The organism is Clostridium luticellarii, from assembly GCF_002995845.1.
Taxonomy (GTDB): Bacteria; Bacillota; Clostridia; order Clostridiales; family Clostridiaceae; genus Clostridium_B; species Clostridium_B luticellarii.
In genome coordinates this window covers 26,668-53,034 of record NZ_PVXP01000019.1, presented here as the reverse complement: position 1 = coordinate 53,034, position 26,367 = coordinate 26,668, and the positions used below count along the sequence as shown (strand labels likewise).

Below are 26,367 nucleotides of genomic sequence, written 5' to 3'. Positions count from 1 at the left end.
ATTGTATACTATTTAAATATAAAAAGTTAAACATTAGATGAAAAGTGGGAGATCTGTTGTGAAGAGGTGAGAAAAAATGGACATAAATTCAAAGAACTCTAATAAATTAGATTTAAAAAACAGTTTACTTGTAAGAGAAGTTTTAAGTATACCTGCCTTTGAATCCGGCAGAGTTATAGCTGGGAAGAACGGACTTGATAATGAGTGCAGGAATATAACTATAATTGAAACTCCGGATGGAATAGAATGGCTTGAAGGTGATGAATTTTTACTGAGTGCTGGATATGCATTCAAAGATAAAAAAGATGAATTGAATAATGTCGTATACAGAGCATATAAAAAGGGGGCTGCGGCACTTGCAATTAAGGAAAAAAGATATATAGATGTCATACCAGAAAAAATGATAAATCAAGCAAATCAATATAATATTCCACTTATAATATTACCCTGTAATTTTATATATACTAAGGCTTTAAGCAGTTTTTATAATTCACTCTTATATAAAAAAAACAAACATATATACAAGTCAAAAAAAATGCATGATAAATTGCTTAGACTTATGCTAGAAGATAAAAATGCTGAAGATACAATTAAAGCATTGTCAGAACTTACTGGTTTAAGCATAATAATTTTAGATTCTGTTTTTAATTTGATATATAAAAATATAATTGATATACCTTTTACTATAGTTAATGAAATGATTAAAAATAAAGTAAAAGAATTTGACGTGAATAAAATGCATGAGCATGCTAAAATAAAATATTATGGTTATGATCTATACATATATAGATTGTCTTATGATAATAAATTTTTAGGGTATATGTACGTTGTTAATAAATCACCCCAAAATAGTATTTATATTGATGTAATTGAAAATGGAAAAAGAATGTTGGAATTGAAACTGGCGAAAGAGAAAGATAAACCTCTAAATGTAGTTAATGTAAATATGATGATAACAAATATGATTTTAAACAGCAGAAATTTACCGTATAAATTTTATTCTAATATAAAAAATGACTATGGATGGAATAATGATAATAAATTTATTGGCATTTGTATAAATATAAATCATAATTTGAAGGATGATTCGAAAAGTGTAAGTCATCAATTAAATGAGGAAATATGTAATCTAATTGCAAGAATTTTTAATGGGCGTGGTTTTTTTATTACTGAAGAAAATAGCAGAATAATTTTATTTTTTTGTTTGGAAGATGTTATATCTTTAGATTATGTAGTAAAAAAAATAAACAACTACATAAATAATTATAATAATAGCATGAGAGTGTCTTTTTCAGTATCAAGATCATATGATAATATAGTAGATATACCAGAGATGTACAATGAATGTTATCTGGCATCATTGTTTAATACCAAAAAAAATATGGTATTATATTATGATTCCTTGGATACCATAAAATTACTTTACCCATTAAAAGAGAATATGCAAACTTCTGAATACTGTGATAAAACCTTGGGTGAGATTAAGGAATATGATAATAAAAATAAAAGTGAGCTACTTAGAACATTGGTTGCTTTTTTTAAATATAATATGAAAAAAAAGCTGGTGGCTGATAAATTGCATATACATCCTGAAACTTTAAGATATAGATTAAATAAGATAGAAGATTTGACAGGATATTCACTTCATAGTTCAGAGGGAATATTTGCGCTTCAGATTGGAATTAAACTCTATCAAATAACAAAGAATAATGATTTTTAAATTAATAAATATATAAAATAAAAAAATTAAACATATTAATAAAATCCACATATTTATGATAATGCGTAAATGTGTGGATTTTATTTTATGAAATTACAGTATATTATATTTTCTGAAAAATGATTATAATTTTACTATATTGTTCATGGATAAAAGAAGGGGGAAAAACTATATGACAAATAATTTAGAGAATCATCCATCTGTATTTGAACCTGTTGCATTTGTAGTAAATATACTTTGTGCCGTACTTGGTGCAGTGATAGGAATGCAGCTGGTAACTACACTTGGAGTAACACCAAATACTTCTATAATAGGTGCACTTATTGCCATGCTTATAGCAAGAATTCCTTTAAATGTACTTAGAAAATTTAGATCAATACACAGACAAAATATTGTACAGACATCGATATCATCAGCTACATTTGGGGCTGCTAATAGCTTGATGATACCTATAGGCATTCCGTTTCTGATTGGAAGAAGTGATCTTGTAATTCCACTTCTGATAGGTGTTAGTTTTGCCATGATTGTGGATTCTGCTATTTTGTATAATGTATTTGATTCTGAAGTGTTTCCAGCGTCAGGTGCATGGCCGCCGGGAGTTGCCACTGCAGAATCTATACTTGCAGGTGACAAAGGTGGTAAAAGAGCAGGCATACTTGGTATTGGAACTATAGTTGGGGTAATTGGATCTTTCCTGCACATACCGATGTCGGCTTTTGGTATATCATTTATAGGAAATATATGGGCATTATCTATGTTTGGAATAGGTCTTCTAATAAATCAGTATTCCAAGCCCTTATTTAATATAGATGTAAATGCGCTTTACATACCACATGGAATTATGATAGGTGCAGGATTTATAGCCATATGCCAAATTTTCAAGATTATATTTGTTAAACAGAAAGAAGTGAAGAATAAATCAGAAAATGTAAGCTATACTCGTTCGGCTTCAAGAGTTAAAAAGTCTTTACTGTTTGGGTATATAGCCTATGCATTGATTGCTTCTGGAATTGCTATAACTTGTGGACTTGCTTCTAAAATGACTACAAAAATGATAATAGGATTTGTGATTTATGCTGCTGCAGCTGCTTTTGTTCACGAACTTTTAGTAGGAATTGCAGCAATGCATTCAGGGTGGTTTCCTGCATTTGCCATAGCATTTATTACACTTATAATCGGCATGCTTATAGGATTTCCGCCCATAGGTCTGGCACTGCTTGCTGGATTTAGTGCTGCAACGGGGCCTGCTTTTGCAGATATGGGATATGATTTAAAGTCCGGCTATGTACTCCGTGGAAATGGAAATAATTCAAAATTTGAGCTGTTAGGAAGAAAGCATCAGTATATAGCTGCTATTGTAGCATTTGTAATAGCTATGATAATTGTATTCCTGGCTCATAACAGTTTTTTTTCCAAGGATCTTGTGCCTCCAATAGATAAGGTGTATATATCCACAATTAAGGCTGGTGCGTCAGCTGAGGTCGCAAAACAACTTCTTATCTGGATGATTCCTGGGATAATACTTCAATTTATAGGTGGATCCAGCAGACAACTTGGTGTTTTGTTTGCTACAGGGCTTCTTATAACATCTAAGAACGCCTGTTGGGCCGTGCTTGTTGGTATATTGATAAGGGTGATATTTATAAAACTAAAGGGAAAAGAATCGGAGACACCTCTCAGTATCTTCGCAGGGGGCGTAATAGCAGGAGATGCTTTGTTTAGTTTCTTTAGTCCTATTGTTAAACTGAGGAAATGAAAATTTTTAATTTTTTTAAAAGGAGAATTTTTATGGGGAAAATAAAAATTGATAATGAAGTTTTAAATTATGCCGTTTTCGGCGGGAATATACTTGGAGGTGGCGGCGGCGGCTCCCGGAAGGTTGGAATGGAGCTTGGAAAAGCAGCTCTTGGATATGGAAACATTCAAATGCTTGATATAGATGATATTCCGGAAGACAGGCTTATAATTACATGTTCTGCAGTAGGGGCTCCTGCAGCTAATTTACAGCGTATGTCACCGGAAGATGCCATAGACGCTATAAAAATATTTAAACGGAATGTGGATAAGAAAATAGGAGGAATAATAACAAATGAAAATGGCGGAGGTTCCTCCATAAATGGATGGATACAGTCTGCAGCATTGGATCTGCCGCTTGTAGATGCTCCTTGTAATGGGAGAGCCCATCCTACAGGTGTCATGGGAAGTATGGGACTCAACAATATTAAGGATTATGTTTCCTGCCAGACAGCAGTTGGCGGTAATCCTGAAATAAACAAACATATTGAGATATTTGTTAAGGGTTCTATAGAAAACACTTCCAATATGGTAAGGAAAGCCTCTGTATGTGCAGGTGGACTTGTTGCAGTTGTAAGGAATCCCGTTACTGTGAAGTATGTAAAGAAAAATGCTGCTTTGCATGGTGTGAAACATGCGATTGAACTTGGAAAAGTGTTTTTGAAAGCTTTAGGAAAAAATCCATGTACTGCACCTGAAAAAACAGCAGAGTATTTAAATGGTGAGATAATTGCAGATGGCAGAGTTGACAGAATAGATTTGAAAACAAGTGGTGGATTTGATACAGGCAAGGTGCGAGTAGGAAGTTTTGAAATAACATTTTGGAATGAATACATGACTCTTGAGAAAAATGGAGAGAGGCTGGCGTCTTTTCCCGATCTGATAATGACTTTTGACAGTAATACGGGTTTGCCAGTGACGAGTGCGGAAATAAAAAAAGATCAAAATGTCAAGATATTGAAAACTTCCAGGGAAAATCTGAGGCTTGGAAGCGGAATGAGAGATGTAAATTTAATTACCCAGGCTGGGGAAATTGTAAATAAAAAAATTTTGTAATTATTTAAATATATATGTAAAGAAGGATGAAATCAATGGTATTAAAACAAATTATAGAAATAAATGACATTATAGACAGAGCTGATGCCAGTGGAAATATGGTGAAAGAATACCTGGAATCATATGGAGGAAAAGATATACAGGTTAAAAAAGTAAAGGGAAACAAAGGCTCAACTGATTTTGTCAAGGTAAAAATCCCTGGATTAAAGGGAAAATCAAAAGGAAAGGATGCCCCTACAATAGGCATACTTGGAAGACTGGGAGGAATAGGGGCAAGGCCTGAAATTACTGGAATGGTTTCAGATGCAGATGGTGCTGTGACTGCTATGGCGGCAGCTGCCAGAATTTTGGATATGCAAAATAAAGGTGATTATCTTGATGGTGATGTGATTTTATGTACTCATATTTGTCCTGATGCTCCTACACAGCCGCATGAACCGGTGCCATTCATGGATTCCCCTGTGGAGATGTCTGTAATTAATAAAATGGAAGTTGATGACGAAATGGATGCAATATTATCTGTAGATACGACCAAGGGAAACAGTATAATAAATACAAGGGGTTTTGCCGTTTCGCCTACTGTGAAGGATGGCTATATATTGAAGGTGAGCAGTGATATTTTAAATATAATGCAGATCACTACAGGAAGGCTTCCCTATGTTTTTGCATTGTCACTGCAGGATATTACACCCTATGGAAATGGACTTTACCATATGAACAGCATACTTCAGCCTGCCACGGCAACAAGTGCACCTGTAGTTGGTGTTGCAATAACCACGGAGTCATCTGTATCTGGGTGTGCAACTGGAGCAATTCATTTTGGTGATGTAGAGGAAACAGCCAGATTTGTAATTGAAGTTGCCAAAGCCTATGGCAAGAGACAGTGCAGCTTCTTTGATGAAGATGAATTAAACATTATGGAAAGTAAATACGGATTTATGAAACATTTTCAGACTTTGGGAAAGTAGGAAAGGAGTGCATTGCTTTGAAAAAGAAAATAGGTGCTATAACTATAGGACAATCCCCCAGGACCGATGTTGTTCCGGAGATAAAGGCCGTAGTCGGGAATAATATAGAGATACTGGAAGCTGGAGCTCTTGACGGGCTTACCAAGGATGAAATAGACAGATTTATTATAGAAAAAGATGATTATATACTTGTGTCTAAACTTAGAGATGGCAGTTCTGTAAAATTTGCGGAGAGAAATATATTGGAGAGATTGCAGAAATGCATATATGAACTAGAAGACAACGGAGCAGAAATTATTGTGTTTATATGTACGGGATGTTTCCCTGATGTATTCAAATCAAGGAAGCTTCTTATATACCCACAGAAAATACTGCATTCTGTGGTGCCTAAAATTTCAAATAATAAGATAGGCATTTTTACTCCAGTTAAAGATCAAATAAAGCAGTGTTATGAAAAGTGGTCGGAGAGCGGAAAACATATCGAGGTGGTGTCCGCATCACCATATGGTGATATTGATAAAATTAGAGAGGCTGCATTTTCCATGAAGGAAAAAGATGTGGATATAATTGTCATGGATTGTATAGGATATAACATGAAGATGAAAGTGATGGTGAGGGAGATAACAGGGAAACCTGTCATATTGCCCAGAACTTTGGTTGGCAGAATTGTAGCGGAAATGTTTGATTGATTGTGGGAGGATGGTATTTTGAATTTAAAAAAAGGTAGTAAAATAGTTCTTGATAATTGCCTTGGAATTAAAAGAGATGAAGATGTTCTCATTGTAACAGATGAAATTGAACTAAATATAGGTAAGGCTCTCTATGAAGAAGCAAAAAATATAGGAGCAGAAGCAGTGCTGGCAATTATGAAGGAAAGAGATGTAAGTGGAGAGGAGCCGCCTAGAAATATTGCAGAAGCCATGAGAAATTCCGATGTGGTAATATGTGTTACGGATAAATCTCTGACTCATACAAATGCAAAGATAAATGCAGTTAAAAATGGTGCAAGGGTTGCCACCATGCCTGGAATAAGTGAAAGAATGTTTTCACAAGGTCCTATAATGGCAGATTATACTGAAGTGGAAAAACTTACATTAAAAATAACAAAATTATTGACAAAAGCAAAAACTGCCAGGATATGTAAAAACGGATCTACTCTTACCATGAGCCTCGAAAATAGAGATGGAATACCTAGCACGGGGGTTTATAGAAAGAGTGGAATGTCTGGAAACCTTCCTTCTGGAGAGGCCTATATAGCTCCAGTAGAAGGAACTGCAGAAGGTGAAATTGTCATTGATGGGAGTATGGTTGGAGCTGGAAAACTATCGGAGCCGCTTTACTTGAAAATAAGTAATGGAAAGCTTGAAAAAATGAAAGGAAAGGACTCGGGTAAGTTCGAATTCTTGTTTGACAATGAAAAAAATTTAAATGTAGGTGAGCTTGGAATAGGTACAAACCCAATGGCTAAGGTAACTGGAATAATACTTGAAGATGAAAAAGTATACGGCACAGTTCACATTGCCTTTGGAACCAATAGTTCTTTTGGAGGTACTATAAAAGCAGATTGTCATATAGATGGTGTAATTTTGAATCCCGATCTCTATTTGGATGACAATTTGATAATAAGTAAAGGAAAATTTGTAATCTGATTTTAATATAAGGGAGGACTTAGACTGTGGATGGTAAAATTAAAATAGGTATAATAAGAGTACTTACCTTGGAGAATAAATATGATCTTGAAAATCATGCTAGAATTATAGATGAAAATGGCAAATTTAGAGAAAACATTGAATTTGTGAGCAGATGTATAGAAGATCAACCTTTTGGAATACATGATGATGAAACTCTAAATACAGCTGTTCCTAAAATAGTAAAACTTGCAAAGCAGATGGAGAAAGAAAATTTGGATGGAATAGTTATCAGCTGCTGTGCTGATCCGGGATTAAAAGAAGTTGAGAAAGAAGTTAAAATACCTGTAATAAGTGCAGGACGGGAATGTTCAGAGGAAGCACTTAAACTTGGAAAAAAGATAATTGCAATTGGAATAACTGCGGAAGCTAGTGAACATCTTAAAGAATTGCTCGGAAATAACCTTTTTGATTATTATAATCCTCAAAATATAAACAGCACTTTAGATTTAAATTCTAAAAGAGGAAGAAAATCTGTGGTAGATTCTGCAAAAAAAGCTTATAGATGCGGCAGTGATTGTATAATGATATGCTGTACGGGAATGTCTAATATAAAAATTGCAGAAGAAATAAAGAGCAATGTAGATATTAAAGTTGCGGATCCACTTGAGTCAATTGCATCAAAGATAAAAAAAGTATATGATCTTTAAGTTGAGTAAAAAATGGATTTCCAAGGTGTCCTTTAATATAAAATTGTTATGTATAAAGAGGAGCTGCTGCTAATTGTGAGCGGCTCCTCTTTTAGTGCACCATGTAAGGAGCATTAAATTTTTTAAATTATATAATAGCTTATATGATAATTGCATAAACTATAACATAATGTGCTGTAATGCGGGTAAATAGAGGCCTATTATTGAATATACATGAAATGTATGGTAATATCAGATTAAATGATTCTTAGGTTTAGATAGAGTTTTTATAAAATATGAATAAGTTTTAGAAAAGGAAGGGTACTTATGGAAGATAACAACAGCTCATCGAATTTTATCAGAAACATAATTGAAGAGGATTTAAAATCAGGTGAATACAAGAAAGTAATAACCAGATTTCCGCCTGAACCAAATGGATATTTACATATAGGTCATGCCAAGTCCATAGTTTTAAATTTTGGTCTGGCAGACGAATTTAACGGGAGAACCAATTTGAGATTTGATGATACCAATCCTTCAAAAGAGGATAATGAGTATGTGGAATCAATAAAGGAAGATGTAAAATGGCTGGGATATGATTGGGAAGAACTGCATTTTGCATCCAGTTATTTTGATCAAATGTATGAATATGCACTGTTATTGATAAAGAAGGGAAAGGCATATGTATGTGATTTAACTTCAGATGAAATAAGGCAGTACAGGGGAACACTGACGAAACCCGGAAAAGAAAGTCCCTATAGAAACAGGACCACAGAAGAAAATATCAAACTGTTTGAGAAAATGAAAAATGGGGAGTTTAAGGACGGTGAGAAGGTTTTAAGAGCTAAAATTGATATGTCGTCTCCCAATATAAATATGAGAGATCCCATATTGTACCGTATAGTTCACGCACATCATCATAATACCGGTGACAAGTGGTGCATATACCCCATGTACGATTTTGCACATCCACTGGAAGATGCAATTGAAGGAGTCACTCATTCCATCTGTACCCTTGAATTTGAAGATCATCGTCCTCTTTATGAATGGATAATAAAGGAATGTGAAACGGAAAATAAGCCTAAACAAATAGAATTTGCCAGATTAAATATGACCAATACTGTAATGAGTAAGAGAAAACTTAAAAAACTTGTAGATGAAAACTTTGTAGATGGATGGGATGATCCAAGAATGCCGACTATTGCAGGACTTAGAAGAAGAGGATTCACTCCACAGTCCATTCGTAGATTTTGCAGGGAAATTGGAGTTGCAAAAGCCAATAGTGTAGTTGATTCCCAAATGCTTGATTATTTTTTGAGGGACGATCTTGAAAAAAAAGCACTTAGAACTATGGCTGTCCTAAATCCATTGAAGATTGTAATAACAAATTATCCTGAGAACAAGAGTGAAACTTTCAAAATAGAGAATAACCCGGATGATCCGTCTGCAGGAATTAGAGAAGTTCCTTTTTCAAGAGAACTATATATTGAACAGGAAGATTTTATGGAAAATCCACCTAAAAAGTATTATAGATTGTTCCCTGGAAATGAGGTAAGGCTGAAAGGTGCTTATTTTATAAAATGCAGCGAAGTGATCAAGGATAAAGATGGCAACATAACTGAACTTCACTGTACCTATGATCCCAGGTCAAAGGGCGGCAACAGCCCTGATGGAAGGAAGGTCAGGGGCACAATTCACTGGGTAAATGTGAGCACTGCAATTTCAGCAGAGGTGAGATTGTATGAACCGCTTATATTAAATGAGTCCGAAGAGGAAGGCGATTCATTCTTAGATAATGTAAATCCTGATTCTCTTAAAATTTTAAAAGGATTTTTGGAACCTGATATGAAGAATGCAAAACCAGGAGAGAAGTTTCAATTTTTCAGACATGGATATTTTAATGTAGATCCCAAGTATACGAAAGAAAACAAGCTGGCATTCAATAGAATAGCATCTCTTAAAAGCTCCTTTAAAATCAAATAATTTCCAATTCCAAGGAAAATTTAATTAAAATGTTAAATAGATATGTGCATAAATTTATGGATTTATGCACATATCTATTTTTAAATCATAAATTATAAGTAGCTTTAAATTAATAATTGATTCGGAGGGGACTTCTATGTGTGGAATTGCAGGATGGGTTAATTTGAAAGAGGATATCTCTAAAAACAGAGATGTGATTTTGAATATGACAAATACCTTAAAGGACAGGGGACCGGATAATGAGGGATATTATTATTCAAGCAATGTGCTCTTGGGACACAGAAGATTGATAGTAGTGGACCCTTCTGGCGGAGCTCAGCCCATGTTCAAAAAGGTAAATGATAAAAAGTATATAATAGTATATAATGGGGAGCTTTATAATACTGAAGATTTGAGAAAATTACTTTTAAAAGAGGGATACTCATTTGATTCTTATTCTGATACGGAGGTACTTATTACAAGCTATATTCACTGGGGTATAGATTGCTTAAAATATATAAATGGCATATATGCATTTGCAATATGGGACGAGAGTGAAAAAGAATTATTTATGGCAAGAGATCCCTTGGGAGTAAAACCTTTATTTTATTCTGTAAAGAATAATTCACTTATATTTGGTTCGGAAATAAAGACTATTTTAGCCCACCCGTTTATTGAACCTATAGTCGACAGGGAAGGGCTCACTGAAGTATTTGCTCTGGGGCCTGCCAGATCTTTGGGCGGCGGCATATTCAAAGATATACATGAAATACCGCCGGCTAATTATATAATTTACAATAGAGATGGGCTGCGTCTCAAGGAATATTGGAAACCCCATTGTAAAGTTCACACTGAAGGTGTAGAGGATACGGCGGAACATGTAAAGACACTTTTAGTGGATGCGATTAAAAGACAACTGGTAGCGGATGTTCCTGTATGCACACTTCTTTCAGGAGGTCTTGATTCCAGTGCAATATCTGCAGTGGCAGCTTCAGAATTTAAAAAACATGGGAAGGTTCTAAACACCTATTCTATAGATTATGAAGATAATGACAAATACTTCAAGGCCAATGCTTTTGAACCTACCTCGGATAAAGTATGGGCTTTGAAAATGTCAAAATATATAGGAAGTCATCACCATGGAGTTATAAATACCAGCAAGGATCTGGCAGATGCTCTTCGCAATTCCGTCAAGGCCAGTGATCTTCCAGGCATGGCGGATATAGATTCTTCACTGTATCTTTTCTGCAGAAAAATAAGAGAGAACAATACAGTAGCATTATCCGGTGAATGTGCAGATGAAATTTTTGGAGGATATCCGTGGTACAGAAGACCTGAAGATATCAATGCACATACTTTTCCCTGGTCAAAATCAGTTAATTCGAGAAAAGAAATTTTGTCGGATGAATTGAAATCACTTAAACTAGATGAATATTTGGATGAACAGTACAAAAGCACTATAAGGCAGGTTCCCCATCTGGACGGAGAATCAAAGATTGAATATCGTATGAGAGAACTTTTCTATTTAAACATCAAATGGTTTATGATAACCCTGTTAAATAGAAAAGATAGAATGAGCATGTCTAATAGCCTTGAAGTGAGAGTTCCTTTTGCAGATTATAGGCTGGTGGAATATGCTTTTAATATACCTCCAGATATAAAATTTTATAAGGGAAGAGAAAAGGGGCTTCTCAGAGAGGCTTTGAGAGGAATATTACCGGAAGATATTATTACAAGGAAAAAGAGCCCTTATCCCAAAACACATAATCCTGAATACACTAGAATAGTCCAAAAGTGGATGAAGGATATAATGGAAGATAAAACTTCTCCCATACTTCCACTCATAGATAAAAAAGCTGTGATGACTTTAATAGAAACTGGAGGGTCTTCTTTTAAGGCACCCTGGTTTGGGCAGCTTATGAGAGGACCACAGCTGCTGGCATATTTGATTCAGGTAAATGTATGGCTTAAATACTACAATATAAAAATAGAATTCTAAAAAATTGCTGGTTAAATGCCAGCAATTTTTTTGCATCGGATCTTTGAAAGTTTCCATATACAGGACATGTAAAGTATATCCCCATTTAATTTTCAGAAATATTCTGTTCCATCAAAGAAAAATTTTACTTACATGTATTGAATTTTTAGACAAATAGTGTATAATTTATATCAACAGATAATTATTATTTGATTGGAGGTATATAAAATGAGTAAAGATTTTTATAGTGCAGTGAAAAATAGAAGAACTATTTATGGTATAAATAAGGAAAAAGTTGTGCCCGAGGATAGAATAATAGATGTAGTTCAGGAAGCAGTAAAAAATGCCCCTTCTGCTTTTAACTCACAGAGTTCAAGAGTAGTGGTGCTTTTGGGGAAAAATCATGATAAATTGTGGGATATTGTAGAAGCTGAACTTAAAAAGATAGTTCCCCCTGAAAATTTTTCAAAAACGGCAGAAAAGATTAATTCTTTTAGAAATGGCTACGGTTCTCTTTTGTTCTTTGAAGATCGGGATGTAGTATCAGGGCTTCAGAAAAATTTCCCCACTTATAAAGACAAATTTCCTCTCTGGTCCCAGCAGGCTTCGGGGATTCTCCAGTATATAATATGGACTTCATTGGAAGTAGAAGGTTTAGGAGCTTCTATTCAACATTATAATCCGCTTATAGATGAAGAAGTGAAAAAAACATATAAAATACCTGGTAATTGGGAATTAATTGCACAGCTTCCTTTTGGAAAACCAGTTTCAGGAGCTGGAGAAAAGGAAATCAGTCCACTGGAGGATAGAATAAAGATATTCAGATAGATATAAAGATCGGATGAATGAGAGGTTAATAGTTAATAGTATATAGTTAATGAAGGTTTTCGACACAGTCTGAAAACCTTCATTATTATTTTATAGCTGTTATTTTAACTGTACACTTTTTTGAAGTACTGCGTTCATGCTGCCTGTTTTATATCCTAAGATATCCAGGGTAACGTAGGTATATCCTATGTCTTTTAATTTATTGCCTACTTTATTCATTACATCCAGATCAAAAAATTTAGTTCTTTCATCCGGAGCAACTTCAATTCTTGCAATTTCTCCATGATGTCTAACCCTGACCTGTTTAAAACCCAAATCCAGTAAAAATTGTTCCGCATCTTCTACCATTTTTAATTTTTTACTATTGATTTCGTTTCCATAGGGAAATCTTGAAGATAAACATGCAAAGGAAGGTTTGTCCCAAGTCGGCAGACCCATTTCCTTAGAATATGTTCTAATCTCTTCTTTAGTCAATTCGGCTTCTTTTAGTGGACTTATAACTCCAAGTTCTCTAGCAGCTTTCATTCCAGGTCTGTAATCACCTATATCGTCAAAATTTGAACCGTCTAAAATATATTTTATGCCATTTTCATCTGCCACTTTTTTGAGCTTTGAATACAGCTCCTTTTTACAATAGTAGCATCTGTTTACTGGATTTTGTGAGTACCCTTTGATGTCGAGTTCTTCTGACTCTATAATTATATGTCGTACTCCTATGGATTTTGCATATTTTTTAGCTTCGTTCAATTCTCTTTTGGGATAGGTAGAGGAAGTTGCAGTGACGGCAATAACTTTATCCTGTAGAACGTCATATGCAACTTTCAATAAAAATGTGCTGTCAACTCCGCCGGAAAATGCTATTAATACGCTTTCATGTGATTTAAGATTTTCTTTTAATATTTCTAATTTTGTATTCATGATCAACCTCTGCTTTTATGATAATTTTTACTTACATTAATTATAACATAATATTTCATTTTTGATCTCATGGGTATAAATTTAATTTGGATAAATGCTGGTTTTTAATAATCAATGTGCTAAAATGAAGTATAAATAATTTATTTGGGGGGCTATTTATGAAAAGTATAAATTTTAAGGCGGATTTTCACATAAAGTATGAAAGTCTAGCTTTGGATTCCATTTCTGTTTATAGAAATTTGCTTGGGGATAGGGTTATAGGCAGTTTAAGAAAACTTGTAGGATATATTGACAAGGAAAAAGTTAACATGGAAACTTCAGCAAATTTGTACAATGAATTTTTCTTTGAACTAGTGGAAAGTGAATATTTTTCCTTAAGGGATTATATCATTGACAAGATAATTTTTAGTGAGAATTCTTTTTCACTCAAAGCCGAGAGGGGAAACTTTAAAGAAAGTGAAAATGTAATTAAGACCGCGGCAGCTGGGGACCTTGAAAAGCTTCAAAGTATTGCTGAGCTGAGTGCTTCCGATATAAAGAGACAATTATTGAAACATTTTGACAAGGATGTATATAAAAGAATGATTTTAAGATTTCCTCAATGGGAAACAAAAGATGATTTCAAGGAAGAAAATTATCCTGATCATCTGAGGGCAATAGAAAAGAGTTTTCACTGCAGCAGCAGCTGGGGGAAATGCATTGATGAATTGGAAAAATTCCACAATACATATGGATGTGGTGTATTTGCCAGGTATAGGGCCTTTGTATGGGCACATATCGACGGAAGAGGACATTTCAGAGAAATTGAAGATCCGGATCCAATTCAACTTTCAGATCTTATTGGATATGAAAAGGAGCACCAAATTGTAGAAGACAATACAGTACAATTTTTAAATGGTTTTCCGGCCAATAATGTGTTGATTCATGGAGATAGAGGTACAGGAAAATCTTCTACGGTTAAGGCTATCCTCAATAAATATTATAAAAAGGGACTTCGAATGGTGGAATTGCCCAAGGCGTATCTGGAGGAGTTCCCGGAGATAATAAGAAAATTAAAAAACAGGCCTCAAAGATTTATCGTTTTTGTAGATGATTTGGTTTTTTCAGATAATGAAGAGAGCTACACTGCTCTTAAATCAATGCTTGAGGGGGGATTTGAAAACAGATCTTCAAACATATTGATATATGCCACTTCAAACAGAAGACATCTGGTCAAGGAGTATTTTAGTGAAAGAGGGGATTCGTCCTCTGCTGGCTTTGATGATGAAGTCCACGGTCAGGACAGCGTGCAGGAAAAACTTTCATTGGCGGATAGATTTGGAATAAATGTAGTGTTTGTATCACCGGATAAAAATAAGTATCTGCAGATTGTAGAAGGTATCGCAGAAAAAAGAAAATTAAATATTGACAGAGAAAAACTTTACAATGAGGCTCTTAAATGGGAGCGATGGTACAATGGACGTTCAGCAAGAACTGCCAGGCAGTTTGTAGATTGGGTGGAAGGATGCCAGAAAAAGTTTAAAATAGAAAATAAAACTCAGAAATAAGTTTTATTTTCTGAGTTTTATGAAATGAAGCTGTTCAATTTGTCGGCAAATTCTATCTGAGCTTAAAAATCACTTGATTTACATCCTACAAGGGCGGGAAAATTTATACAATATTTCTCTCCCATTTTTATGGGATGATATGATTTTTTAGCTTTTCTGAGACCTGGAATTCCCAAATCCTGCTCTCTGTTGATGTACTTTACATCTGCCAGATAGTTCTGTACAAAAGTTTTATTTACAAAGGTGTATATGCCCCTTATGGAAGAGGTGCCTTTTTCTATGTGTATAATTCCCATATTGTTGTTGACCCGTTCACCTATGGTAAAGGCGGCTATTCTATCATCAACATATACTGCCATGGCATTTAAGTTTAAAATATCCATATTTTCTACAATTTCTTTGATACCTTTTAATTCGTAGAATAAATGTTTATCGCCTTTATTGTTTTCCTCATACCAAATTTCAGCAGCTTTTTTGATATCATCTTTTACACCTGGTTCGGAAAAGTCTTTAACTTTATAATCATAGTTTTTTACGAAATAATTGTAGTGATTTTTTTTAGAGTGGAGTTTTTTACCTGATAGATTTATGAGCTTGTCGGAGTCATAGATATAATCAAAATTGTCTATATCAGCTTTTATATGGATATTGTCTCCGTAAATTTCCTTCAATTCGTCTAAAAATGTTTGCTCGAGATCTTTGAACAAGTAAGGCATGGAATGTTCTTCCTTGTACTTCAGCAGTTCTTTTATTATATTTTTTAAGTTTGATGCAGTATACCCAAGAGGCTGCATAAAATAATAGTTTTCATTGAAATCTTTTTTCTTTATGATGAGTGCATTATCATAAATGGTATATTGAACATCACAGCCTTCTTTCCATATAATCAGGCTGGTAAAAGAATATTCGCAGGTATTGAAATTGTATTTGTTCAAGTATTTGTCAAAGACTATTTTGTCATCTATAGTAATAGGTTTAAATGTAAGCATAAAATTCTACAGTTTAATAGATTGTACACGTTATGGTGTAATATCTATTATTTTACTGATAATACCTCCTCTTATTTTTTTATAGTGGCTTCCCATTCAGATCTTAGTATTCCATAAAGATACATGTCATATCTGTTTCCATCCCTATAAATAAATTGTCTGTAGGTTCCCTCTTTCTTGAAGCCCAATTTTTCATAGAGCTTTATGGCAGGTTTATTATAAGATATAACGGTCAGTTGTATTCTGTGAAGATTTAATTCTTCAAAACCAAATTCCATAGTAAGGTATAAAGCTTCGCTTCCTATTCCGCAGCCTCTGTGATCTTTCTCACCGATGCCTATATATATTGTTGCAGTACCATTATTCCAAAGTATGTTCTCAAAACCTGTAATTCCAACTATTTCATCATCTTTTACTGAGTTTATTGCAAACATAAACTTATCCTGGGATTCAAACAGATTTTTTAGTGTAACATTCAATTCCTTAGCACTTCTTGGAAAAGCCGGTATCATGTCAAAATTTCTTAAAAAATATATATCATTATACCACTTTTCTAAAGAAGGCAGATGGGAGTCTTTGAAAGAAGTAAGTGCTATTTTAGAACCTTTCAATAAATCTTTAACCAAAGTGTGGTTCACCCCTTGTAAAAAAGTCAAAATTAAAAAATAATAGTTTTTTATACGTAACTATTATAACCTAATCCATAACTTATGTAAAATTCCATTAAAAATAATTTCCTGAACATTAATCTTTTATATATTATGATACATTTTTGCTTACTATAATATAGAAATGATGAGGACATTGATAATGTGTGAAAAAATTTTTAAATTGTATACTTATAAGAAAAATTGAGGTAGAATACTTTAAATTGGACTTTGAATTAATTGGAGGAATTTTTATGTCAGAAATAGTAGTAAAAGTTACAAGGGGATCTTTGGTTGAAAGTATTCACAGAGCGGATATAGCAGTAGTAAATAGTAAGGGTAATCTTGTCTATAGTCTGGGAGATTCACATAAAGTTGCTTATATGAGATCTGCCGCTAAACCAATACAGACTATGGAAGTTATATTGTCAGGGGCATCGGAGAGATTTTCCTTTACGGATAAGGAGCTTTCTATAATGTGCGGTTCCCATTATGGGGAAGAATTTCATAGAGAAACTGTAGAAAAAATATTAAATAAGATAGGACTTAATGTAAATAATTTATTGTGCGGTTCTACATTGTCCTTGAGCAGGGAATATTCCCAAAAACTTTTATGGGAACATGCAAAATTGAACCCCACCTATACGGACTGCTCCGGGAAACATGCCGGAATACTTTCCGTATGTGTGTTAAAGGGGTATAATATAGAAAATTACAATTCACCAGAACATCCTGTTCAAAAAGAAATTAAGACTATAGTATCTGAAATCTGTTCTATAAAAGAAAAAAATATAGTCATGGGAACGGATGGGTGTACTGTACCTGTTTTTGGAATGCCTTTATACAACATGGCACTGGGGTATTCAAAAATTGCCAGTGGTTATGGGCTGTCTGAAAGCTATAAAAAAGCTGCGGATAGAATATTCAGTGCTGTAAACAATGCTCCTGAAATGGTGGCAGGTACCAATGGGTTTTGCACTGAAATCATAAAAAATACCCATAATAAAATTATAGGGAAATTTGGAGCAGAGGGCATATATTGTATTGGAGTCAGAGGTGCTGATTTTGGGATAGCAATAAAGATAGAGGATGGCGGTACCAGGGCAATATGGCCTACAGTGGTTAAATGCCTGGAGGACCTTAATGTCCTGGATGATAGGGAAAAAGATATATTGAGTAGATATAAAAATGGAAAAAATTTAAATAATGTGGGAGAAAAAGTAGGGAATATATTTCCAGATTTTACGTTAAAGAAAAACTTTTAAAATCTTTTAAAAAAAGTGGTTTTTGAAGGTAGTTATAAGTTAATGGCGAAAAATATATCCAAAGTACAGAGTTTAGTTTTGAACTCTGTACTTTAATTTTAAATACTATTCTGACAGCTTCGTTAGCTTATCTGTTAACGTGTTCAGACTGTTTATGGAGGCATCTAGCTCCTGTATTTCAGACAACTGATTTTTGAAAGTATCAGCCGTAGATGAAATTCCCCGGGAAATATTGCTTACAGATTTTTTTATTTCAGTTAATGTAGAATTTATTTCATTTATGGATGTGTTGCTTGAATTGGATAATTTCCTTATTTCATTGGCGACTACCGAAAATCCTTTTCCATGTTCTCCGGCCCTTGAAGCTTCTATAGCTGCATTTAAACCAAGAAGATTGGTTTGAGAGGCTATATTTCTTATGAAATTTAAGACCTTATCTGTATTTTCAGATTTGTTTAAAGCATCTCTTACCTCATTTAGTATATTTTCGTTGGAATTTACAGCATTCTGAACTCCAGAAGACAAAATACCTGAAGCTTTTGAAATATTGCTTATAGATTCGGACAAAATTTTGAACACTTCCCTGAATTCATAATGCCTTTTTAAGCTCTTTGCCAGAACTATACTTCCAATTATTTTGTCGTCTTCTTTTACAGGTATTCCTATGGCTTTTAATTCTAATCCAAAGGTTTCTTTGGGGACCATGATTGAAACAGGTTTTTTAGCTTTTATACATTCATAGGCAGCACCAGTAGGCCTTAGAGGATCCCCAGCTTTTGCATTCATGTTTATGCTCTCGCTATTCACCACTTTTATGAAGTGAGTGGTATTTGACATGGTGAAGGCCACCTCATCATCAAAAAAATACTGCATATAGGGAATTAAAGTTTCAAAAGCCTGCTGAAGTTTATTCTTAATTTTAATTTTTTCCATAATCAGTCCTCCAAATTTGATAATATTATTTAATATGTACAAGTATACAATAACACAAATGGGAGGATTTTTTAATTATTTTAGAAATAAAAGTCACATTTGTAAAGATAGTTAATATTATAAAAGTATAGAACACATGATGAAAAAAAAGAGTACGTAAAATAATACAATTATTTAAAGAAGATAAGGAGGGGTCTTTATGTCACGTAGAAGTTGTGGTAAACGAGGCAGTGGAAAAGAAATACTTGTTATAATAATAATTCTAATACTGTGCTGCGGTATTGACTGTGGTGGTTTTGGAAAAGATTGTTAGATACAGGCTGCCTATACTGAAGAATAACATTTTTTCATTTTAAAAAGCTTATATACTAATAAAATATAAAAACAAAGGATGAAAAATTAAGCTAACTTAAAAATTATATATTATAATTTAAGGATAATAAGGAGGGGTCTTTATGTCACACAGATGTTGTGATCGTGGACGCGGAAACAGTTCAATAATAATAATAATAATATTATTGTTATTATGTGGTGGATGTGGAAGAGGAATATGCTAGAATAAAATAAAAGGGAGACGAAATTTTCGTTTCCCTTTTTTAGAATAACAGTTTTTCCAGATTATTTACATTTTTTATTATTATATGGTTTTTGCTGAAATCTATTAAATTGTCTTTTTTCATATTCACAAGCTCTCTGGAAAGTGACGGTCTGGGAATTCCGAGCTGTTCAGCCATTTCTTTTCTTGTATAATTTAGAATTATATCCAGTTTTTTTTGATGGCTGTACTCATCTAAAATGTAAGATGCAATTTTTTGACGCAGGGTTTCATAAGATATATTTTTAAGCTTTTTATTCAGCATAAGTATTTTATTGGATAAAAGCGACATGAAATTATTTAGAAATACAGGGAATAGATTACATAATTTCAATATATCCTCCTTGGATATAAACATAACATCTGCATTGCTTGAAGCTGTGATAGTGGCAGGGTAGGTGTTTCTATTAGAAAATATTATCACCTCTCCAAATATGTCACTTACTTTTAAGCTGCCTATAGTAATGACTTTTCCTGAAGAAAATATTTTTTGAACTTCCACAGTTCCGCTTGTAATTATTCCTATCTTTGAACAATTCGATTCTTCAATAGCTATAATCTCTCCCTTTGAATAGGAAAGAAAAGTATAGTTAACCTTTTCCAAAAAGCTTTTAATTTCATTTTCTGAAAAATTTTTCATCAATATACAATTACTCAATGCATTATGCATGTCTTTCATACTTTTCCACAACCTTAATATCAAGTGATTCTTAGGTTCAGGGGAGTTTGCCAATAAGAAATACTCTTCTCCACCTGAACCTTAGCAGAACTTATCCAGGTGCGTAGCAGTGCTTATCTTTCACTTTAAGAAAAGCAGATGTCCCAAATCTTTGATTTGATGACAGTCGCTTTCACAGAGTGCGTTGGGAGTATTAGCAATGGTAGCGTTCGGATAAATATAATCATGGTGGTAACCTAAGATACGGATTATATAATTTTATTTTATTATAATGTAATCATAAAAACAAGGGAGGAATTCACATGAAAAGAAAAATTGTAAATATAGATGAGAAGAAATGTAATGGATGCGGCCTGTGTGTAAATGCCTGCCATGAAGGTGCTATAGAATTAGTGGATGGAAAAGCTCGACTTATAAGTGATGAATACTGTGATGGACTGGGAGACTGTCTTCCAGAATGCCCTGTAGGTGCAATAAAGATAGTTGAAAGGGAAAGTAAAGATTACAATGAAAAGTTAGTTATGGAGAAGAAAAAAGAAAAGGAAAAACTGGCTCTTAAAGCTTACCTGCCCTGCGGATGCCCTGGAGCTGCAGCAAGGACTATAGAAAGGATGCCAAGATCAAAAAAGAATATAGACAAGAAAGAACACAGGGAGAATTTGAAAAATATATCTGAACTCAGACAGTGGCCGGTTCAATTGAAGCTTATAAATCCCAGGGCACCTTATTTGAAAAATGCAGATCTACTGGTAGCAGCTGATTGTACAGCTTATGCCTATGCAAATTTTCATGAGGATTTTATCCAGGATCATATTGTGGTAATAGGATGTCCAAAATTGGATGATATAGATTACTATGAAGAAAAATTTGAAGAAATTATAAAAAATAATGATTTGAAAAGTATAACTGTAGTTAGGATGGAGGTTCCTTGCTGCGGCGGAATTGTAAATGCAGTGAAAAGGGCCATGCTTCAGTCCGGTATCATAATTCCCTATAGGGAAGTGACAGTAGCCACTAATGGGGATATAATATAGATAAGGAAATATCATTTTAATGATAAAACCTATTATCTATTTATACTTTGAAAATACTGGGAGGTACAAAATGGAACATATATATGATTGCATAATAATTGGAGGAGGACCAGCAGGGCTTTCCGCAGGACTTTATGCAGCAAGATCTAAAATGGATACCTTATTGATAGAAAAGGCGGAATACGGTGGACAGGTGACTACAACAGCTGAAATTGAAAATTATCCAGGTTCTATTGAAAATTGTACGGGGAGCAGTTTAAGTGAAAGAATGAAAAATCAGGCTTCAAGCTTCGGTGTAAAGTTTATGGAGGACGATATAGCTGATACAGATATAGATGGGGCAATTAAAGTTTTAAAAGGTAAAAGAGACAGTTATAGATCCAGGACAATAATAATTGCCACAGGTGCCAATCCAAGGCTTTCAGGTTTTAAAAACGAGGAGCAGCTGAGGGGAAGAGGAATTTCTTATTGTGCGACCTGCGATGCCGACTTTTTTACTGGTCTTGATGTAGCAGTGATAGGTGGAGGGAATTCAGCTATTACAGAAGCTATATACCTTTCAAAGTTTGCAGAAAATGTAATAGTCATACACAGGAGGGATTCTCTCAGAGCGACAAAATATCTTCAGGATAGAGCTTTTCACAATTCCAAAATAAAGTTCATATGGAATTCTGTCGTGGAAGAAGCCAAGGGAAAAGAAGCACTTGAACAATTGGTCGTAAAAAATAAAATTACAGGTGAAACAAGAAAATTAAAAGTAGACGGATGTTTTGTATTTGTAGGATATGATCCAGTATCACAGCTATTCAGGGAAATAATAAAAATGGATGAAAAAGGATATATTATAACAGATGAAGAAATGAGGACCAATATTGAAGGGGTGTTTGCAGCGGGAGATGTAAGAAAAAAATCTTTAAGGCAGATTGTGACTGCAGCAGCAGACGGTGCCATAGCGGCAACTACTGCAGAAAGCTATATAGAAAAAATGAAGTTTTAAATAGAGAGGGTGAAAGACTCGCTCTATTTGGTTTCAAAAGTTCCATATACAAGAGGCCTATAATTTTGCACCATAATTTTTCCCCTGCTTATGACGGTATGGATATTTAATTTGCTGTCAAGTAAGACTAAATCTGCATCATAGCCCTCTGCTATTATGCCTTTATTCTTAAATTTAAGAAATTTGGCAGGAGATTCAGTGAAGGGAATAAGTGCCAGTTCCATGGAAAGACCTTTTTCAATGGATTCCCTTACAGAGTCCATGTCAGTAGATGGCATACCTATAGATAATTTGGTAAGTTTTCCTCTGCTGTCGAAAAAAGGCATGCTTCCTCCTGCATCAGAACTCATGGTCACATGGTAGGGAGAAATATTTTCTTTTAGTATTGCTGTGTACAACTCGGCGGAGCTTACAGCTTCATCGCCTTCATTTTTAATGCCGGTGGTTATATCAACAAAACCTCCTATTTTTAAATATTCTATGGATTGTTTTAATAATAGTTTGTTTCTGTTGAGATGTGTAGGCAGTAAATTTTGAAATGGCATATCCGAATCCTCTACCATATCAAATATGGGAGCCATTCCCTTTTTACCATCTCCCAGGTGCATGTGAAGTACACCGCATTTACCTGAAATAAGGCCGCCTACTCTGGTTTCACAGGCTAGATGTATTAGATCTTCCTCCGAAGGGTGGCTTCCCCTGTGATCGGAAACAGCTATTTCACCAGCTCCTATTATTTTATCTACAGTGACAATGTCACCGCGCACACTGTCTGTCAGAGTTCTTGTGGGGACACTATAACATCCTGTCCAGCAGTATGTGGTTATGCCCTCTGACTCGAGAGCTTTTGACTTTGCTATGAGACCTGCCATATTTCTCGTAATTCCATCTGTACCCAAAAGACCTACACAGGTTGTAATACCATTTAACGTAAATTTTGTAAGATTCAATTCCGGAGTTCTGTTGTAAAATCCACCTTCGCCTCCACCGCCGTTTATATGTATGTGAAGGTCAATCAGCCCGGGAATGGCTTTTAATCCTGTACCATCCAGTATCTCCACCTGGGGAAAATTCCTGTCCGGGATATTTACACTATGAGATATATATGCTATTTTGTCGAAACATATAAATATATTTTTTTTACCTATGGGTTTTGGATCAAATACTTCTATGTTTTTTATCAAAATCATATTATACACGTCCTTAAAAGTATTTTTGTTAGCAAATTCCAGCTAAAATTTAAGAAAGATTCCATATTATAATTTACTATTTTGATTTATTTTAAACATAGAAATAAAAGATGTGAAGTGCATACCGTGTTTTTGACCTTGAGGATACTGGACAAAAACTAAATATAGCTGTCCAGTCCTCTTATGGAAATCTCCCCGGATATGAGTTTCTCAAGAGATCCATCTTTATGTTTAACTATCAATCTTCCCTTTCCGTCCAAATCCACTGCCTTTGCACAGCTTTCCTGGGTATTTTTGATTATTTTTATATTTTTACCTATGACAGCTGAGTTATTTTTGCATATTTCTACGGAAAGGTTTATCTTTCCTTTTTCCTGAAATTCCGTGTATAGAATTTCAAATTCATTCAGCAGAGCTCCCACTAGAGCTTTCCTGTTTATGTTGGATTTTGTTTCTATTTTAATGGAAGTAGCTTTATCCAGCAGATCTTTTGAGAAATCATACTTATCCATATTGGCATTTATGCCTATTCCCACAATTACGTAGTTTACTTTGTTCAATTCACCGCTCATTTCGGTTAGAATTCCGCATACCTTTTTACCATTTATTATTATGTCATTTGGCCATTTTACTTTGGCGTCTATGTTGAATTCCTTTAAGCTGTTTATCATGGAAGCGGCGGCTATCTGAGTTATTTGAGAGGCTTCCATAGGATCTATATTTGGTCTTAATATTATGGTCATAGATATTCCCTTGTACTTGGGGGAACACCAGATTCTTCCAAGCCTGCCTTTTCCACCTGCCTGCTCTTCTGATATTACCACAGTTCCATGTTCTGCTCCCTGTTCAGACAATTTCTTTGCCCTGTCATTTGTAGAATCTATGCTTTCAAAATGTATAATATTTTTCCCTATGTATTTTGTATTTACATATTCTTTGAGCTCTTCATAAGTGAGTATATCAGGAAGACCTGTCAGTCTATAACCTTTTTTGGAGGAGGAATCTATTTTATATCCCTCTTCTTTTAGTGATTTTATGTATTTCCATATAGAGGTGCGGCTTACTCCCAGTTTTTCACTTATAAGCTGTCCGGATAGAAATGTTTCAGTATTTTTTTTCAATAAATTGAGGACTTCATATTTCATGTAAAACCCACCTTTTCGTATTGTTAATAATATTATAACACAGTTTGTATATTTAAACTGTGTTATAAAAAAATAACAATTTAATAACAAAACTCCGCTATAAATTTTTATAGAAAAGTAATATAATTTAATTAGAGAAGTTAATATTAAATAGGGGGTTTTCTTATGTTAAACGGAAAAAAAATTCGGGATATAAGGATGAGTTTAGGCTACACTACCTTAGATGTTCAGAATCTTACTAAGGATACCAGTTTTGAAACTTCAATTTCAAAATCTTATTTAGAAGAACTGGAGAGAGGAGATAAGAAAAATCCAAGTTTTGAAAAAGTTGCTGTAATAGCAAAAATACTTGGCTGTAAAATCGATGATTTAATATTAAGTGCATGATGAACGGAACTTCTCATAAATAAATATTTTCAATTTAAATAAAGAAACCAAGGCAGCTGTAAAATTCTATGCGAAGGATTTTATAACTGCCTTTTATATTTTAAGATAAAGGTCTGACTTTATTAAAAAAGTCTAGGCGATGTTTTTATCGAAATCCAATTTGAAGGATTTGATTTTTGAAGCTACCGGCGGCTTTATAAATGCCAGTATGATGGAGGAAGCTGCACAAAGTATTCCCATTATTATAAATGTTTCCTTGAAACCACCTGCAATACCTGCTATGAATGAACCTGCAAGTGCACCAAGACCGAAACCCTGATATATGATTCCATAGTTTTTGGTTTGATTTCTCAGCCCGAAAAATTCTCCTACTACAGGGGGGAATACTGTGATATTGCCTCCAAAACAAAAGGCTATTGCGCTCACGCAGACAAAGAAAACCGTAAAATTCAAATGTCCGAAACTCAGTACAAAGGTGGCAGCAGTTGTCACTAAGAGTGAGGCGGAAATAAGTTTTGTCCTTTCAATCTTATCGGACAAGGATCCGAGAACTATTCTGCCAAGTGTGTTGAATATTGCTACCAATGCCACTGCATTTGCAGCAGTGGAAGCGTCTATGCCGACCAATTTTACGCCTATATCCTTTACAATTCCTATAAGATACAGACCGCTCATGCAGACAGTAAACAAGGATATAAACAGCAGATATGCTTCTTTGGTTTTCAGCATTTCCTTTACAGTGAAATCTGCATCTTTTGAGGAGGATGTATTTTGAGAAACTGCATCTTTTAACAGCTGTGCTCCCGAGAATACAAGTATCATGGCTAAAACACCCCAGATAAGGAAAGCACCGGATACGCCTTTTGAAGCGATAAATCCACCATTTATATATTTGAACAACAAACTTCCGCATCCATAAGCACCTACAGATATTCCAGATATGAGACCTTTTTTATCAGGAAACCATTTTATACAGTTAGACAATGTTGTCATATAGCCTATACCATCTGAAGCTCCAACGATTACACCTGCTGTGATGTACAATATTGGAAGGGAAGATGCGGTAGAAGTTAAAATCAATCCTATTCCAAGAGTTATTCCACATAGGGAGATCAATTTTCTTATTCCTAGTTTTTCCTGAAGCTTTCCCGAGGCAAGTGTGGAAAACGACAGTGCAAAACTGGTAATGGAAAATGTAAGAGCTACCTTATTCAAATCCCAGCCAAATTTGTTTACAATAGGTTGATTGAATAAACTCCAGGTATAAATTGTACCCAATCCCAATTGTACGATTACAGAGCCCAATACTATCAGCCAGCGATTATTCTTTGATATGCTTTTCATTTCATTCACCTCTTAAATCATTTGTTGATATTATTATAGGGCCGGTAGATTGTAACTTCACAATTTGTGAATGA

23 protein-coding genes are annotated in these 26,367 nt (G+C 34.3%); 15 read left to right on the top strand and 8 right to left on the bottom strand.

Translation table 11 applies throughout. The annotated features are described in order from the left end of the window. The first annotated feature begins 76 nt into the window (after window positions 1-76). The 10 genes from CLLU_RS08525 (at window position 77) to CLLU_RS08480 (ending at window position 12,623) form a co-directional block, all read left to right on the top strand. A complete protein-coding gene (locus CLLU_RS08525) occupies window positions 77-1,720 on the top strand; it encodes a PucR family transcriptional regulator (protein WP_106009316.1) in 1,644 nt (547 codons plus the stop codon). Between the two features lie 172 nt (window positions 1,721-1,892). Next, the gene (locus tag CLLU_RS08520; RefSeq protein WP_207655969.1) at window positions 1,893-3,476 is read left to right on the top strand and encodes an OPT/YSL family transporter; all 1,584 of its coding nucleotides are present in this window, start codon (window positions 1,893-1,895) and stop codon (window positions 3,474-3,476) included. Between the two features lie 32 nt (window positions 3,477-3,508). Then, window positions 3,509-4,570, top strand: a complete 1,062-nt coding sequence (locus CLLU_RS08515; RefSeq protein WP_207655968.1) for a DUF917 domain-containing protein — start codon at window positions 3,509-3,511, stop codon at window positions 4,568-4,570. A 35-nt stretch (window positions 4,571-4,605) separates the two neighbouring features. Continuing rightward, window positions 4,606-5,538: a DUF1177 domain-containing protein gene (locus CLLU_RS08510; protein ID WP_106009314.1), complete on the top strand. Its 933-nt coding sequence runs from the start codon at window positions 4,606-4,608 to the stop codon at window positions 5,536-5,538. A 17-nt stretch (window positions 5,539-5,555) separates the two neighbouring features. Then, window positions 5,556-6,227, top strand: a complete 672-nt coding sequence (locus CLLU_RS08505) for an AroM family protein (RefSeq protein WP_106009313.1) — start codon at window positions 5,556-5,558, stop codon at window positions 6,225-6,227. 18 nt (window positions 6,228-6,245) lie between these two features. Then, window positions 6,246-7,187 carry an aminopeptidase gene (locus CLLU_RS08500; protein WP_242977524.1) on the top strand — a complete coding sequence of 314 codons (942 nt, stop codon included), beginning with the start codon at window positions 6,246-6,248 and terminating at the stop codon, window positions 7,185-7,187. 26 nt (window positions 7,188-7,213) lie between these two features. Continuing rightward, window positions 7,214-7,876 (top strand): aspartate/glutamate racemase family protein, encoded by a 663-nt coding sequence (locus CLLU_RS08495; RefSeq protein ID WP_106009312.1) that lies wholly within the window; start codon window positions 7,214-7,216, stop codon window positions 7,874-7,876. A gap of 306 nt (window positions 7,877-8,182) precedes the next feature. After that, the gene (locus CLLU_RS08490; protein WP_106009311.1) at window positions 8,183-9,838 is read left to right on the top strand and encodes a glutamine--tRNA ligase/YqeY domain fusion protein; all 1,656 of its coding nucleotides are present in this window, start codon (window positions 8,183-8,185) and stop codon (window positions 9,836-9,838) included. 136 nt (window positions 9,839-9,974) lie between these two features. Continuing rightward, a complete protein-coding gene (gene asnB, locus CLLU_RS08485; protein ID WP_106009310.1) occupies window positions 9,975-11,816 on the top strand; it encodes an asparagine synthase (glutamine-hydrolyzing) in 1,842 nt (613 codons plus the stop codon). Between the two features lie 207 nt (window positions 11,817-12,023). Further along, the gene (locus CLLU_RS08480) at window positions 12,024-12,623 is read left to right on the top strand and encodes a nitroreductase family protein (RefSeq protein WP_106009309.1); all 600 of its coding nucleotides are present in this window, start codon (window positions 12,024-12,026) and stop codon (window positions 12,621-12,623) included. A 99-nt stretch (window positions 12,624-12,722) separates the two neighbouring features. On the opposite strand, the gene larE is transcribed toward CLLU_RS08480, so the two are convergent. Further along, window positions 12,723-13,541, bottom strand: a complete 819-nt coding sequence (gene larE / locus CLLU_RS08475; RefSeq protein WP_106009308.1) for an ATP-dependent sacrificial sulfur transferase LarE — start codon at window positions 13,539-13,541, stop codon at window positions 12,723-12,725. A 158-nt stretch (window positions 13,542-13,699) separates the two neighbouring features. Here larE and CLLU_RS08470 point away from each other — a divergent pair, with 158 nt between their 5' ends. Beyond that, window positions 13,700-15,088, top strand: a complete 1,389-nt coding sequence (locus CLLU_RS08470) for an ATP-binding protein (RefSeq protein ID WP_106009307.1) — start codon at window positions 13,700-13,702, stop codon at window positions 15,086-15,088. Window positions 15,089-15,150: 62 nt separating this feature from the next. Here CLLU_RS08470 and CLLU_RS08465 read toward each other — a convergent pair whose 3' ends face one another. Both CLLU_RS08465 and CLLU_RS08460 read right to left on the bottom strand, forming a co-directional pair. Further along, window positions 15,151-16,077 (bottom strand): DUF2156 domain-containing protein, encoded by a 927-nt coding sequence (locus tag CLLU_RS08465; RefSeq protein ID WP_106009306.1) that lies wholly within the window; start codon window positions 16,075-16,077, stop codon window positions 15,151-15,153. 71 nt (window positions 16,078-16,148) lie between these two features. After that, window positions 16,149-16,703 (bottom strand): GNAT family N-acetyltransferase, encoded by a 555-nt coding sequence (locus CLLU_RS08460; RefSeq protein WP_106009305.1) that lies wholly within the window; start codon window positions 16,701-16,703, stop codon window positions 16,149-16,151. Between the two features lie 275 nt (window positions 16,704-16,978). Here CLLU_RS08460 and CLLU_RS08455 point away from each other — a divergent pair, with 275 nt between their 5' ends. After that, the gene (locus CLLU_RS08455; RefSeq protein WP_106009321.1) at window positions 16,979-17,989 is read left to right on the top strand and encodes an asparaginase; all 1,011 of its coding nucleotides are present in this window, start codon (window positions 16,979-16,981) and stop codon (window positions 17,987-17,989) included. Between the two features lie 105 nt (window positions 17,990-18,094). Here the strand turns inward: CLLU_RS08455 and CLLU_RS19325 are convergent, their stop codons facing one another. Both CLLU_RS19325 and CLLU_RS08445 read right to left on the bottom strand, forming a co-directional pair. Further along, the gene (locus tag CLLU_RS19325) at window positions 18,095-18,922 is read right to left on the bottom strand and encodes a methyl-accepting chemotaxis protein (RefSeq protein WP_106009304.1); all 828 of its coding nucleotides are present in this window, start codon (window positions 18,920-18,922) and stop codon (window positions 18,095-18,097) included. A 596-nt stretch (window positions 18,923-19,518) separates the two neighbouring features. Next, the gene (locus CLLU_RS08445) at window positions 19,519-20,196 is read right to left on the bottom strand and encodes a Crp/Fnr family transcriptional regulator (protein WP_106009303.1); all 678 of its coding nucleotides are present in this window, start codon (window positions 20,194-20,196) and stop codon (window positions 19,519-19,521) included. Window positions 20,197-20,498: 302 nt separating this feature from the next. Between CLLU_RS08445 and CLLU_RS08440 the strand changes: the two genes are divergently transcribed. After that, complete coding sequence (locus tag CLLU_RS08440; RefSeq protein WP_106009302.1) at window positions 20,499-21,230, top strand: ATP-binding protein; 732 nt, start codon at window positions 20,499-20,501, stop codon at window positions 21,228-21,230. A 70-nt stretch (window positions 21,231-21,300) separates the two neighbouring features. Continuing rightward, window positions 21,301-22,227: a thioredoxin-disulfide reductase gene (trxB, locus tag CLLU_RS08435; protein WP_106009301.1), complete on the top strand. Its 927-nt coding sequence runs from the start codon at window positions 21,301-21,303 to the stop codon at window positions 22,225-22,227. Between the two features lie 23 nt (window positions 22,228-22,250). Here the strand turns inward: trxB and iadA are convergent, their stop codons facing one another. Both iadA and CLLU_RS08425 read right to left on the bottom strand, forming a co-directional pair. Then, a complete protein-coding gene (iadA, locus tag CLLU_RS08430; protein ID WP_106009300.1) occupies window positions 22,251-23,417 on the bottom strand; it encodes a beta-aspartyl-peptidase in 1,167 nt (388 codons plus the stop codon). 158 nt (window positions 23,418-23,575) lie between these two features. Continuing rightward, a complete protein-coding gene (locus CLLU_RS08425) occupies window positions 23,576-24,562 on the bottom strand; it encodes a biotin--[acetyl-CoA-carboxylase] ligase (RefSeq protein ID WP_106009299.1) in 987 nt (328 codons plus the stop codon). 165 nt (window positions 24,563-24,727) lie between these two features. Here CLLU_RS08425 and CLLU_RS08420 point away from each other — a divergent pair, with 165 nt between their 5' ends. After that, window positions 24,728-24,949 carry a helix-turn-helix domain-containing protein gene (locus tag CLLU_RS08420; RefSeq protein WP_106009298.1) on the top strand — a complete coding sequence of 74 codons (222 nt, stop codon included), beginning with the start codon at window positions 24,728-24,730 and terminating at the stop codon, window positions 24,947-24,949. 132 nt (window positions 24,950-25,081) lie between these two features. Here CLLU_RS08420 and CLLU_RS08415 read toward each other — a convergent pair whose 3' ends face one another. After that, window positions 25,082-26,293, bottom strand: a complete 1,212-nt coding sequence (locus CLLU_RS08415) for an L-lactate MFS transporter (RefSeq protein WP_106009297.1) — start codon at window positions 26,291-26,293, stop codon at window positions 25,082-25,084. Between the last annotated feature and the right edge of the window lie 74 nt (window positions 26,294-26,367).